This is a genomic window from Clostridioides sp. ES-S-0048-02 (assembly GCF_020658495.1).
Lineage (GTDB): Bacteria > Bacillota > Clostridia > Peptostreptococcales > Peptostreptococcaceae > Clostridioides.
Window position 1 is genome coordinate 20,079 of the sequence record NZ_JACVWH010000006.1, and the last position, 14,589, is coordinate 34,667.

The 14,589-nt window shown below is 30.0% G+C and carries 13 protein-coding genes and 1 riboswitch; of the genes, 12 read left to right on the forward strand and 1 reads right to left on the reverse strand.

The features are described from left to right. Positions 1-43 precede the first annotated feature (43 nt). The 9 genes from IC173_RS09835 to fabZ all read left to right on the forward strand — a co-directional run bounded on the left by IC173_RS09835 (position 44) and on the right by fabZ (position 8,390). Positions 44-1,345 carry a rhodanese-like domain-containing protein gene (locus tag IC173_RS09835; protein WP_227831459.1) on the forward strand — a complete coding sequence of 434 codons (1,302 nt, stop codon included), beginning with the start codon at positions 44-46 and terminating at the stop codon, positions 1,343-1,345. A 185-nt stretch (positions 1,346-1,530) separates the two neighbouring features. Further along, a complete protein-coding gene (locus IC173_RS09840) occupies positions 1,531-2,400 on the forward strand; it encodes a 4Fe-4S binding protein (protein ID WP_227483564.1) in 870 nt (289 codons plus the stop codon). A gap of 85 nt (positions 2,401-2,485) precedes the next feature. After that, a complete protein-coding gene (locus tag IC173_RS09845; RefSeq protein WP_227855483.1) occupies positions 2,486-3,217 on the forward strand; it encodes a YwmB family TATA-box binding protein in 732 nt (243 codons plus the stop codon). Between the two features lie 20 nt (positions 3,218-3,237). Further along, positions 3,238-4,491 carry a UDP-N-acetylglucosamine 1-carboxyvinyltransferase gene (gene murA / locus IC173_RS09850; RefSeq protein ID WP_227434542.1) on the forward strand — a complete coding sequence of 418 codons (1,254 nt, stop codon included), beginning with the start codon at positions 3,238-3,240 and terminating at the stop codon, positions 4,489-4,491. An 86-nt stretch (positions 4,492-4,577) separates the two neighbouring features. Next, entirely contained in the window at positions 4,578-5,642 is a 1,065-nt protein-coding gene (spoIID, locus tag IC173_RS09855) for a stage II sporulation protein D (protein WP_227434543.1), read from the forward strand. A 65-nt stretch (positions 5,643-5,707) separates the two neighbouring features. Further along, positions 5,708-6,376, forward strand: coding sequence for a M23 family metallopeptidase (locus IC173_RS09860; protein WP_227434544.1), 669 nt, complete (start codon positions 5,708-5,710; stop codon positions 6,374-6,376). A gap of 97 nt (positions 6,377-6,473) precedes the next feature. Further along, a complete protein-coding gene (gene spoIIID, locus IC173_RS09865; RefSeq protein ID WP_044212029.1) occupies positions 6,474-6,734 on the forward strand; it encodes a sporulation transcriptional regulator SpoIIID in 261 nt (86 codons plus the stop codon). Between the two features lie 192 nt (positions 6,735-6,926). After that, the gene (locus tag IC173_RS09870; protein WP_227434545.1) at positions 6,927-7,946 is read left to right on the forward strand and encodes a rod shape-determining protein; all 1,020 of its coding nucleotides are present in this window, start codon (positions 6,927-6,929) and stop codon (positions 7,944-7,946) included. A gap of 15 nt (positions 7,947-7,961) precedes the next feature. Next, entirely contained in the window at positions 7,962-8,390 is a 429-nt protein-coding gene (fabZ, locus tag IC173_RS09875; protein WP_227483562.1) for a 3-hydroxyacyl-ACP dehydratase FabZ, read from the forward strand. Positions 8,391-8,534: 144 nt separating this feature from the next. Here fabZ and yyaC read toward each other — a convergent pair whose 3' ends face one another. Continuing rightward, positions 8,535-9,044 (reverse strand): spore protease YyaC, encoded by a 510-nt coding sequence (gene yyaC, locus IC173_RS09880; RefSeq protein WP_021382545.1) that lies wholly within the window; start codon positions 9,042-9,044, stop codon positions 8,535-8,537. A gap of 188 nt (positions 9,045-9,232) precedes the next feature. Beyond that, positions 9,233-9,336, forward strand: a riboswitch (SAM riboswitch). 136 nt (positions 9,337-9,472) lie between these two features. On the opposite strand from yyaC, the gene metK reads away from it, so the two are divergent. From metK to IC173_RS09895, 3 genes are all read left to right on the forward strand, one after another. Continuing rightward, complete coding sequence (metK, locus tag IC173_RS09885) at positions 9,473-10,666, forward strand: methionine adenosyltransferase (protein WP_227434547.1); 1,194 nt, start codon at positions 9,473-9,475, stop codon at positions 10,664-10,666. 334 nt (positions 10,667-11,000) lie between these two features. Beyond that, positions 11,001-12,098, forward strand: coding sequence for a hypothetical protein (locus IC173_RS09890; RefSeq protein WP_227434548.1), 1,098 nt, complete (start codon positions 11,001-11,003; stop codon positions 12,096-12,098). 271 nt (positions 12,099-12,369) lie between these two features. Beyond that, the gene (locus tag IC173_RS09895; protein WP_227855484.1) at positions 12,370-14,589 is read left to right on the forward strand and encodes an ATP-dependent RecD-like DNA helicase; all 2,220 of its coding nucleotides are present in this window, start codon (positions 12,370-12,372) and stop codon (positions 14,587-14,589) included.

Consider the following 14,589-nt stretch of genomic DNA (forward strand, 5'->3'; position numbering starts at 1 on the left):
ATTTAAAATAATAAAAGATTGATTAGAAATCGGAGTACAAATTATGTCGAAGAAATTAAGAGAAGAAATAGAAGAAGGTTTTTGTGCTAATGTTAAATCAATTTCTACAGAAGATTTGAAAGAGAAAGTACAAGATGAATCTTGGGTTATAGTTGATACTCGTTTAAATGATGCATATAATGGCTGGAAATTAGATGGAGTAAAAAGAGGTGGACATATAAGAGGAGCAGTAGATTTTTCTGCGAATTGGTTATATGTAGACTCAGATAAAAAAGACAAAGTATTAGAACAAGCACTAAAAACAAAAGGTATTGATTTAGATAAAAATATAGTACTATATGATGCTAATGGAAAAGATGCTTTACTTGTAGCTACTTACTTATCTAAAAAAGGATATAAAAATCTATATAAATATGATATTAAACAATGGGCAAATAATGAAAATCTTCCAATGGAAAGATATAAAAATTATCAAATGATAGTACCTGCTTCCATAATAAAAGATATCTTGGATGGAAAAATTCCAGAGACATTTGAATATTCTAAGAATATAAAAATGATTGAAGCAAGTTGGGGAGAAGAAAAAGAATCTTATGCAAAAGGGCATATACCTACAAGTGTTCATATAAATACTGATATTATAGAACCTCCTCCAACATGGATGCTTACTAACAATGATAATTTGGCCAAATTTGCTTTAGACTATGGATTTACAAAAGATGATACTGTGATAGTTTCAAGTAGCGCATCTATGGCTTCTTATAGAATTGCTATTATATTACGATATATAGGAGTAAGAGATGTAAGAGTTTTGAATGGTGGAATAAACTCATGGTTATCAGAAGGATATGAGCTGGAGTTAACTAGCAATCCAAAAAGTTCATGTACTACTTTTGGAGCAAATATACCAGCTAATCCACAACTAATTGTTAGTATACCAGAATTAAAGCAAAAACTAAGAGATAAAAATAAATTTACATTAGTGGACAATCGTTCTTGGGATGAACATATAGGTAAAATATCTGGATATAGCTATTATGATAAAAAAGGTCGTATACCAGGAGCCTTATATGGTCATGCAGGTAGTGACAGTGTATCACTAGAAGAGTATCGTAATATAGATAACACAATGAGAAATCAATATGAAATATTGGCAATGTGGGATAAAGAAAATATAGATACTAATAAACAACTTGCATTTATGTGTGGCAGTGGATGGCGTGCTGCAGAGGTATTAACATATGCAAATGTTATGGGATTTGAAAATACTTCTCTCTATAGTGATGGATGGATGGGATGGAGTCTTGATGATTCAAATCCAATTGAAACAGGAGATTCAAAATAGAATTTTGTAAAAAATATAATATAATTGTTTAAAATGAAGGTATATTCAGTTTATTAAGTTGAATATACTTTTGTTATGTTTTAAAATATAAACATAGTTAGAATATGCTTATATGGATGTGCACTTATTTAAACATATTATTAGCAATATAGAATTATAAAATTATATATTATGAGGTGTGAAATATGATTAGTAAAGATGAAAAAGCAAGGTTAAAAGCTGAAGGTATATTAGCCCAAAGCCAAGAAGGGTATTTCTCAATAAGAATATTGAGTAGAGCGGGAAACTTTACAGCAGAACAGCTTATCAACTTATCAAAGTTATCTGAAAAATATGGTAGAGGTTATTTAGGTGTTACTACTAGATTAGCTGTTGAAATACCATGGATAAAGTATGAAGATATAGATTTAATGAAGGAAGATTTAAAAGCTGTAGGGCTAAAGCATGGTGGTACGGGTAAAAAAGTAAGACCATTAGTCGCATGCAAAGGTACTGTATGTCAACATGGAATATATGATACACAAGAATTATGTGGAAAGTTACATGATTCATATTTTGGATATGATTTACCATCTAAAACTAAAATTACACTAGTTGGATGTCCAAATAACTGTGCAAAAGCAAATACTAATGATGTGGGTATAGTAGGTCAAGTATACGTAAAATTTAATGAAGATAAATGTAAAAATTGTGGATTGTGTACATCATCTTGTAGACAAAAATCAGTTTATATGGAAGATAAGAAATTAGTGTGGAATAAAGAAGAATGTGTAAATTGTGGAAAGTGTGCTCAAGCATGTCCATTTGGAGCTATGGAAGTTGATAAAAAAGGACTAGCTGTTTATCTTGGTGGTAGAATGGGAAGAGGCTATAGATTTGGAGATAGACTTAGTAATTTGTATACAGAGGATAATATAGAAGAATTAGTGCAAGATGTATTTTATACATATAAACAATTAGCAAGTCCAGGAGAAAGAATAAGTAAAGTATTAGAGAGAATTGGAATCGAAGAGTTTGAAAAACATTTATTTAATATAAAATTACAAAATGCATAAAAATACATATTGATAAAGTATATCTCTCTTAAATTTGTTAATAATTCTGTTATAGAGAAAAACAAATTTAAGGGGGATTTTTATTATGAAGATAATAAAATTAGTTGTAAGTTTTTTTATGTTAATGGCTATAGGCATGACAATATCTTATGCAAATATAAATACTAGATATAATAAATTAATTAGTGCTCTTGAAACTTCAGAAGCCGATTTTAAATATTATAATATGAAAATTAATTCTGTTATAAATTACAATTTATCAAATAAAGAATTACATAATATTTTTCTAGAAATAATTAACAATCTAAAGTTAGATGAAAAAGGAATAAATTGGAACCAAAAAGGGTATGGCGATGAAATACAATTATATGCTACTATAAAAGATAGCGATAAAGAAATTTCTATAAAAGGAATAAATAAAAATAATAAAGAAAGCTACATAATAGTTGACATATTGGACAACAAAGTATATAAACATAAAGAGGATATTTATAGTAGTGTAGAAAACGTGTTAAATAAATATTCATCTCAAGTAGATGTATCTGCTTGTATTGTTGGAGAATACACAAAAAGGTTACAAAACCACAAATATGATGATATTTTACAAAAAATATTATATAATATGAGTGCTAAGCAAATAGATAAAGTGAAAGACGTAAACTTTTTATCTATAACAGCATATAGTAAAGTATTAAATGATGATGATTTAGAATATTTAGGGGAAAAAATCAATTTAAATATAGGAATTAAATATAATGAGGACGATGGAAAAACACTCATATATATTGCCACACCAATTATAAAATTAGATTATTAATTATGAGGAGATCAGAAAATATGGCTAAGATAATAGTAAAAAAGAGTAATCCACTTAAAGGTAGTGTTAAAATAGATGGCGCAAAAAACGCAGTTTTACCAATAATAGCAGCAACTTTATTAGCAAACGGGAAATCAACTTTAAATGGAGTTCCAAATTTAAGAGATGTTCATGTTATATCAGATTTATTAAGACATGTAGGAGCAGAAGTTGAATATAAAGAAAATACACTTACTGTTGACGCAAGTAATATAAGAACTTGTGAAGCTCCATATGAGCTTGTAAGAAAGATGAGAGCTTCTTTTTTGGTTATGGGACCATTACTTGCTAGATTTAATAGTACAAAAATTTCTATGCCAGGAGGATGTGCTATAGGAACGAGACCTATAGATTTACATTTAAAAGGATTTAAAGCTTTAGGTGCAAAAATAGAAATGGACCACGGTTTTGTTGAAGCCGCAACAGAAAAATTAGTAGGAAATAAATTGTATTTAGATTTCCCATCTGTTGGAGCTACTGAAAATATAATGATGGCAGCTTCTTTAGCAGAAGGAACTACAATAATAGAAAATGCAGCAGAAGAACCAGAAATAGTTGACTTAGCTAATTTCTTAAATGAAATGGGAGCAGATGTTAAAGGTGCAGGTACTAACACTATAAAGATAAAAGGTGTTAAGGAGTTAAAAGGAGCAGAACATAATGTAATTCCAGACAGAATAGAAGCAGCAACTTATATGGTTGCAGCAGCTATGACAAAAGGTGATATAACAGTTGAAAATGTTTTAATGGAGCATTTAAAGCCAGTTGTAGCTAAATTAAGAGAAGCTGGTTGTGAAATTACAGAGATGGACAATTCTGTTAGAGTAGTAGGTCCAAAGGTATTAAAGCCAATAGACATAAAGACTTTACCACATCCAGGGTTTCCTACAGATGTGCAAGCTCAATTTATGGCTATGCTTACTGTAGCTAATGGAACTGGTGTAGTTATAGAAACTGTTTTTGAAAATAGATTTATGCATGTTGCTGAATTCAATAGAATGGGTGCTAATATAAAAATAGATGGAAGAAGTGCGGTTGTTAATGGAGTAGATGAATTACACGGTGCAGCAGTAAATGCTACTGATTTAAGAGCAGGAGCAGCGCTTATTTTATGCGGTCTTATAGCAGAAGGAGAAACTCAAATAGGAGAAATATACCATATTCAAAGAGGTTATGTTGATATAGATAAAAAGATAACAGCATTAGGTGGTCAAATCAAAATAGTAGAAGATTAATAATTGGTTTAGATAAGTAAGTTATAAATTGATAGGGTTGTTCATATACTTAAATACAAGGTTTTAAAAGCTAAGGAGGAGAGTATATGAAGAACCCATTGGTTGTTTTGTTAGGATTTGTAACTTGCTCTGTGTTAGTCCCTTCATTGATAACTTTAGTTTCTTACAAAAATGTGGAGCTAACTGAAAAACCAGAGAAAGTAGTTTCCATAAACAAAACCATTAAAAAAAATGATATTAAAAATGAAGGTAAGAAAGAAGATAAAAAGGTAGTAAACTATGAAACTGTAGACAAAAAAACACCAGTTATAAATGTCTATAATCACATGTCAGGTAAAGTTGAAAAAATGGACATGGAAAACTATTTATGTGGAGTACTAGCTGGTGAGATGTCCTCGGATTTTGATATAGAGGCCTTAAAAGCCCAAGCTGTAGCAGCTAGAACGTATGTAGTATATAAGCAAGAACATGGGAAATCAAGTAAACATAAAAATGCAGTGGTATGTACTGATTATAAACACTGTCAAGAATACAAGAGTTATGCGACTCTTAAAAAGTTGAATGGTGAAGAATGGATTAAAAATAAGTATTCTAAAATTAAAAACGCAGTTAAAGGCACTAAGGGGCAGATAATAACTTACAATGATAAGGCTATACTTCCTCTTTATTTCTCTACCTCATCAGGGAAAACAGAGAATAGTGAAGAGGTATTTTCATCAAAATATCCTTATTTAAAATCTGTAGAAAGCCCATATGATAAGTATTCTCCCAAATTTGCATCAACACTTAAAATAAGCAACACAGATTTTGTTAAGAGCCTTAGAAAGTCTTATAGTAGCATTGTGATAGATGTAAATAACTTGAGTAAACAAGTTGCAATAACTGAAAGAAGCGATGCTGGAACTGTAGAAAAAATAAAATTAGGAAACAAAGAAGTCACAGGAAAAGATGTGAGGACTGTTTTTAACTTAAATTCTGCAAACTTTGATATAAAATTTGGAGAAGGATACATAGATTTTGTAGTAAAAGGATATGGTCATGGAGTTGGTATGAGCCAATGGGGAGCTGAAGGTATGGCAGAAGAAGGCTATAAATACTATGATATATTATCACATTACTATACTGATACAAAAATAAAAGATATATACTAATAATTGTATAAAATACCAAAAACACGTCAATAATCCAAATGTAGAAATATATTTGGAGGTGCGAAATGAAGAAAAAACTGTTAGAAAAAGATGGTTTTTATTTATCTTTATTTGTATGTGTTTGTTTATTAGCAGTAGGTGGAGTTTGGTTTACAAATAATAATGTAGATAAATTAGCTTCTAATAAAGGCATGATAGAAAAATCTAATAAAGATAGTGAAGAGGAAATACATTTAATTGAAAAAGATAAGAAAGATGCTATCCCTACTGCGACAGATTCAAAACAAAACTTAGAAAAAGCTAAGGCAAAAGAAGAAAATAAGTCAAGTACAACAAAATTAAATTACATTGGTGATAAGATAATAAGAGAATATTCAGAAAAAGAACCTAGTTATTCTAAAACATTGGATGTTTGGGAAACTCATAAAGGTATAGATGTTAGTTGTACTAAAGGTAAAGAAATAAAATCTCTATTAAACGGAATGGTAGTAGATGTATTTGATGATGAAGAATATGGAAAATCAGTAAAAATAAAAAGCGACAATAATACTGTAGTAGTATATTCAAATCTAGATGAAAATGTTAGTGTTAAGAAGAATCAGAAAGTAACAGAAGGACAATCATTAGGGACTGTAGGAAGTACTTCTCAGATAGAAAGTGAAGAGGGTATACATGTGCATTTAGAAGCATATAATGGAGAAAAATCTATAGACCCAATGAGTCTAATTAAGTAAAAGTATAACAAGTTTAATCATATTTGGTTAAGCTTGTTATATTTTTTGGTGTTTTTACATATATATCATTAAAGCTATTATGTGAGGGGGGTAATCTTTGAGATCTCATATAGAGGAAAGAGCCATAGTGGTAGCAAAATATATACTTGAAAAAAACACTACAGTAAGACAAACAGCCAAGACATTTGGAGTAAGTAAGAGTACAATTCACAAGGATGTTACAGAAAGATTAAAGGAAATAAATCCATCCCTTGCCAAAGAAGTTAAAAGTGTGCTAGACAAAAATAAATCAGAGAGACATATTAGAGGGGGATTAGCAACGAAATTAAAGTATGAGAAGGAACATAAAAAAATGTAGGTTAAAAACCTACTTTTTTTATTACATTAAATTATTGTAAGAAATATATTATATAATTATAAATAGCAAAAGAATAATACTCTCAAAACATTTATTTTCTCTTGATTAAAGCGAGATTTTTGTATATGCTTTATTATAGGAGTATTAATAAATAGGCTTATAATCTAATATATAAATGAAGGAGTTGAAAAAATGGCTGGAGCTGATATAGGCATAGATTTAGGTACTGCAAATGTACTTGTTTATGTTAGTGGTAAGGGAATCGTTTTAGAAGAACCATCTGTTGTTGCAATAGACAACAGAACAGATTCTGTTTTAGCTGTAGGAGAAGAGGCTAAAAAAATGATAGGAAGAACACCAGGAAATATAGTTGCAATAAGACCTTTAAGAGATGGTGTAATTTCAGATTATGATGTAACTGAGAAGATGTTAAAATCTTTTATAGATAAGATAGTTGATAAAAAGGGATTTGGAAGATTTTTCATGCCTAGAATTATGGTATGTGTGCCAACAGGTGTTACAGAAGTAGAAAAGAGAGCAGTAGAGGATGCTACTAGACAAGCTGGGGCTAGAGAAGTGTATATCATAGAAGAGCCAATAGCAGCAGCTATAGGAGCTGGTGTAGACATATCACAACCTAATGGTAATATGATTATAGATATTGGTGGAGGAACTGTAGATATAGCCGTAATATCACTAGGGGGAGCAGTTGTAAGTGAATCTATAAAAGTTGGCGGAGACCGATTTGATGATGCTATAGTTAAGTACATGAAAAAACAACATAATCTTCTTATTGGAGAAAGAACCGCAGAAAAAATTAAGTTTGAAATTGGTTCTGCATTTAAGAGAGAAGAAGAAAAGTATATGAAAATAACAGGAAGAAATCTGATTACAGGTCTTCCTAGTTCTATAACTATAAACTCAGCAGAAATGTTAGAAGCCCTTAGAGAATGTGTTGAACAAATAGTTGTTGCAACTCATGCTGTTTTAGAAAAAACACCACCTGAATTAGCAGCAGACATAGGTGATGTTGGTATAATAATGACTGGCGGAGGCTCATTATTATATGGATTAGATAAGATAATAGAACAGAGAACAGGAATAACTGTTACAATAGCAGATGAACCACTATCTTGTGTTGCGAAAGGAACAGGGATTGCTTTGGGCTCAATAGATTTACTTGAAACAGGTGGGTCTTTCAAAAGAAAATAATTAGGAGAGTTTAAAATGTTAAATATAGATGAAATAAAAGAACTAATACCACATAGATATCCATTTTTATTAGTGGACAAGATTACAGAGTTAGAAGTTGGAAAAAGAGCTGTTGGTATAAAAAATGTAACAGTTAATGAACCATTTTTTCAAGGTCATTTTCCAAATTACCCATTGATGCCAGGAGTGCTGATAGTAGAAGCTCTAGCACAAGTGTGTGGAGTAGCAATGATGTCTTTGGAAGAAAATAAAGGGAAATTAGGTGTATTTGCTGGTATTGATAAAGTTAGAATCAAGAGAGAAGTAAGACCAGGAGATACATTGACTATGGAAGTTGAAATGACAACGCTTAGAAGAAATATAGCAAAAGCAGATGCTAAAGCTTATGTTGGTGAAGAACTTGTCTGTAAAGGTGAGTTAATGTTTGCTCTAGTAGAAAAATAAAATTTTTAAAAATGAAAAGCATTAAAACAGAAGAATAAATATCAAAATAAAAAGGTAGATAATTTGGAGTATTTATTAAATTAAATACTCTATAGTATCTACCTTTTTAATACAAAAAATTTTATCAGTTACCTTATATAAGATTTAAGTAGATACCAATAGTGCTAAGGCTATTGTTTCAGCTAAGTCTAGTATAAAGCTAAGACGTATATTATTAAATGAAAGTCTGTTATTTTCATCAATTTTATCTACAATCCCTACTATAGAATAATTTCCTATTTGAGGTAGTTTTTTTCCCACACCTTTTCCGGGCAGGATAGGTCCTTCTCTAATCTGTATATTGCCTATGTTACTCTGTGACCCCAAGCAAGCATCTATAGCCAAGAAGTTACCTTGCATATGTGTATTTTTTATAGTATCTAAAGACTCATATATATTTAAGGCGTGAATAGGGTTATCTAGTGTACCGTAAACGGGGTATTTAAATTTACTGTTTTTAAGTATTGTTCCAACTAAAGGGCCTAAAGTATCACCTATAGCCCTGTCTGTTCCTATGCAAACAACAATCGTATTTTCATTAATTATGGTTTTGAGAACTGAACTTAGCATCTGTATAACATCATCATCGCTGTAATTTACTTTAGCTAAATACAATAGGAACACCCCCTTCAAAAAAATATATGAATAAAAAACACTAAAAAGACCTAACTTTAAATTTCAGATAGAGATAATATTTTATTTGTCTCACAAAAAAAGTAATGGCAAAAATATGACTAAAAATCTTGACAAAATTTTAAAAAAATAGTAAGCTAATAAAGTAAAATAAAACTTAAATCTTGATTACCTTATCAAGAGCGGCTGAGGGATAGGCCCTGTGAAGCCCAGCAACCACCCAAATGGGAAAAGGTGCTAATTCCTACAAGACAAAAGTCTTGAAAGATGAGGTCAGTTAATTAGTATGCGATTACGATTATTAACCTCTTCTTATAAGGAGAGGTTTTTTATTTTGAGTAAAATTTCTAAGAATTGAAGATAAGGTAAAACCTATAATAAAAATTAAGAATGAATAAGGAGGAACAAAAATGGCAAGACATTTATTTACGTCAGAATCAGTTACAGAAGGACATCCTGATAAGATATGTGACCAAATATCAGATTCAATATTAGATGCATTGTTAGAAAAAGACCCACAATCTAGAGTAGCTTGTGAAACTACAGTAACAACAGGCTTAGTTTTAGTAGCTGGAGAAATAAGTACATCTGCTTATGTAGATATACCTAAATTAGTAAGAGAAACAGTAAAAGAAATTGGATATACAAGAGCAAAATATGGATTTGACTGTGACACTTGTGCAGTTATAACTTCTATAGATGAACAATCTGGAGATATAGCTATGGGAGTTGATGAAGGTCTAGAAAGTAAGACTGGAGAAGAAATAGAACAAGAAATAGAAAAAGTAGGAGCTGGAGACCAAGGTATAATGTTTGGATTTGCATGTAATGAAACTCCAGAATTAATGCCACTTCCAATATCATTAGCTCATAAATTATCAAGAAGACTTACAGAAGTTAGAAAGACAGGTTTAGTTGATTATTTAAGACCAGATGGAAAAACTCAAGTTACTGTTGAATATGAAGGAAATAAAGCTGTAAGAGTACATACAGTTCTTATATCAGCTCAGCATTGTGAAACAGTATCAAATGATAAGATAAGACAAGATTTAATTGAGCATGTTATAAAATCAGTTATACCAGCTGAATTACTTGATGAAGATACTAAAATTTATATAAACCCAACAGGCAGATTCGTTATAGGAGGACCTCAAGGGGATACAGGTCTTACAGGAAGAAAAATAATAATAGACACTTATGGTGGATATTCTAGACATGGTGGAGGAGCTTTTTCAGGAAAAGACCCTACAAAAGTTGATAGATCTGCTGCTTATGCTGCTAGATATGTTGCTAAAAATATTGTTGCGGCTGGACTTGCAGATAAATGTGAGATAGAACTTGCATATGCTATAGGTATAGCTAGACCATTATCTATATTTATAGATACTTTTGGGACAGGTAAAGTTTCAGAAGAGAAGCTTGTTGAACTAGTAAACAAACACTTTGATTTAAGACCAGGAGCAATAATAAGAGATTTAGATTTAAGAAAGCCTCTTTACAAAAAGGTTGCTGCTTATGGTCACTTTGGTAGAACGGATATAGATTTACCATGGGAAAGAACTGATAAAGTAGAACAATTAAGAAAAGACGCATTAGGTGAATAATGCTTAGATAAGGAGCTGCTAGAATGTAATTTTAAAATTACGTTTTAGCAGTTTTTTATTTTATGATTAAATATATTTAATAAATACTAATTTTAAATCATATAATAAATAAACATTATTTAGTGAGATTAATATATTTCATTATATAATATTGCATTAAATTAATACATAGTAGAAGGAATATGTTAAAAACTGGTTAAGATTTCGTTAAGTAATGTTAAATAATTCAAAAAATATTGAAAAGCATCAATAATACAACTAATATAGTCTTAATAAACTTACATTAAATTTTACTTATTAAAAAATTTATTTTATTTAGGAGGGAGTAGTGTGTATGTCGGATAAAATAAACATCAAAATGGTTATAAGTTTTGCTGGAGCATATGTAGCGACTGTAATAGGTTCTGGATTTGCAACTGGTCAAGAGATAGTACAATTCTTTACGTTTTATGGGTATGCTGGAATTATAGGAGGAATAATATCTATGGTATTATTCTCATGGTTTGGAGCAGAAGTTATAGAAAAAGGGAGAGAATTAAAGCTTAAAGAACCAATAAAGATTTATCAGGTATATTGTGGAAAATATCTTGGTACATTTTTTGAGTGGTTTGGACCATTGTTTTTGTTTGGTACATTAGTAATAATGATTGCAGGAGCAGGAGCTACATTATCAGAGTATTATGGTCTAAATCCATATGTAGGTAGAATTGGTATGGCAATCGTTTCCCTAATAACTGTATCTCTAGGTTTGACAAGGCTTTCAAAGATACTAGGTAATATAGGTCCTATAATAATAATATTTACACTTTTAGTAGGAGCAATTAGTCTATTTAGTAATATTGGCGCTTTATCAAATGCAGGAGCTATAATTGATAGTCTAAACGTTAAAACTGCTACATCAAATGGATATTTCTCAGGTGTACTTTATACTTGCTATAATGTAATAATAGTAATAACATTTTTAACTGGAATGGGAGCTTCAGCAAAAAATAAGAAAGATGCTGTATGGGGAGGTATAGTAGGTGGAGTAGCCCTTATGGCAGCTGCTATAATGATGAATCTAGCATTACTTTCAGATGTAGGAAATATATACACAAAAGAAATACCAGCTCTTTATTTAGCTGACAAGATATCTCCAATTATAGGTATTTTATTCTCAGTAGTACTTTTATTAGGAATATATACTACAGCTGTACCATTATTATGGTCAGTAACTAATAGATTTGTGGAAGATGACCATCCTAAATTTAAAATAATAACAGTAGTAGTAAGCATATTAGCATGTATAGGAGGATTATTACCATTTGATAAGCTTGTAGGGACATTATATCCATATACAGGTTATATGGGAATTTTAATTTTACTATGTATGCTTTATCGAAGAATTACCAAAACTGAAGGATACAAGGAAAATAAATCTGAGGTAAATTAATATCAAAATAAATTTGTGAAATTTAATCTATGTTTTAGAAGTAAGCTGGTTGAAATAAAATAATTATTTATATATGGTACCTTTACTTTAAGGTACCATATTTTTAGGGTGCAGATTTTTTTTGTTTCTGATAAAATGTATAATAGTTAGAAATTAAGTTAAGTATAAAAATATAGAAAAATTTTCTGATAGAATCCTATCATAGAACTTAATATATTTAAGTATACTAACATACGAACGGAACAATTATTAGTATTTTTAGGAGATAAAAATGGAAAAATTAGAAGGAATGATAAGTGAAATAGTCTTTAAAAATGAAGATAATGGCTATACAATAGCTCATCTGGTAAATGAAAATGATGAAATTGTTGTTGTAGGATGTATGCCTACTTTAGCAATGGGAGAGAGTATAGAGGTTGAAGGTAAATGGGTAAACCACAAAATTTATGGAACTCAATTTGAAGTGAATAGTTTTATGCCAGTGACACCATCATCTTTGGAAGGAATTTATGTTTACTTATCTTCTGGTATGATACATGGAATTGGCGAAAAAATGGCTAAGAGAATAATTGATAAGTTTGGTGTTGACACACTAGATGTAATACAAAACTACCCAGAAAAATTACAAGAAGTAGAGGGTATAGGTAGTAAAAAGGTAAAGCAAATAGTAAAGAGTTATGAAGAAGATAGAGAATTAAGAAACATAATAATTGAACTATCTCCTTTTGGAATAACACCCAATTACTGTCTAAAAATATATAAAAAATATAAAAGTAGTGCAATAGAAATTATAAATAAAAATCCATATAAGCTTGCTGAAGACATAAGAGGAATAGGGTTTAAAGTAGCCGATAGTATAGCTAATAAAATTGGTATAGATAAGAATTCTAAAGATAGAATATGCCAAGGAATATTATATACCTTAAATAAATCACTAAGTAATGGGCATACATATTTGCCAGAACATATTCTAATACAAGATTCGGAAAAATTGTTGGAGTTAAGTGGAGACATAGTAAAAGAATGTGTAATGATGTTGGTATATAATCAAAAAATACATATAGAAAAAGTAAATAATGAAAATCTCATATATCTTATGCCATACTATTTGTCTGAAAATGGAGTATGTAGTCAAATAGTAAAATTGTCGCAGTATGAATTTGAAGATTTGAATATAGATATAGAAAATGAAATTAAAATTTTAGAAGATGATAAGAATATTAAGTTAGCAGAGAAGCAAGTTTTAGCAGTTAAAGAATCTGTGAACAGTGGCGTATTAATTATAACTGGTGGGCCAGGTACTGGAAAAACTACCACTATTAATGCAATTATAGATATATTTGAAAATAATGGGAAAAGTGTAACTTTAGCTGCTCCAACGGGAAGAGCAGCTAAGAGAATGAGTGAAACTTCTAATAAAGAAGCAAAGACTATACATAGATTATTAGAAATGGGATTTTCAACAGATGATGATTTAACATTTTTTAAAGATGAAGAAGACCCAATAAATTCAGATGTAATAATAGTCGATGAAGTATCAATGGTAGATATTATCTTAATGTATAATTTACTTAGAGCAATAAAATTAGGAACAAGAGTAATATTAGTTGGGGATAGCGACCAATTACCTTCTGTAGGTGCAGGCAATGTACTTAAGGACATGATAGATTCAAATATTATAAATGTAGTCAAATTAAATGAAATATTTAGACAAGCTCAACAAAGTATGATAATTGTGAATGCGCATAAGATAAATAATGGAGAACCACTTCATTTAAATACAAAGGGAAAAGACTTCTTTTTTATAAGAAAATCAACAAATGAAGAGATATTAAATGAAATAATAGGTTTGGTAAATGAAAGATTACCTAAATTTTATAATGTTGATAAACTAAAAGATATACAAGTGTTATCTTCAATGAGAAAAGGAGAGCTAGGAGTTACCAATCTTAATATAGAGTTACAAAAGTATCTTAACAAAAAGGAGAAGTTTAAAGTAGAAGAAAGTTTTTCTAAAAGGTTGTTTAGAGTTGGTGACAAGGTAATGCAAGTAAAAAATAATTATACAAAAAAGTGGGAGACAGAAGACCAAAAGGAAAGTGGGGAAGGTATATATAATGGAGATATAGGCTATGTATATCATATAGATAAGGATAAGAAAACTATTTATGTACTATTTGACCAAACTAAAATTGTATCATACTTATATGATGAATTAGATGAGATTGACCATAGTTTTTGTACAACCATACATAAAAGTCAAGGAAGTGAATTCCCAGTCGTAGTGATACCAATAACTTGGGCTCCTCCTATGTTACTAAGTCGTAATTTATTATATACAGCAGTGACAAGAGCAAAAAAATTAGTTGTGTTAGTTGGAGATGTGAAATATTTGGAATATATGATAAAAAATAACAGAGTAAATCAAAGATATTCAAACTTAGGATATAAGTTAAACAAATTCAAACAAGAAGGGCTGTTGATAGAGTAA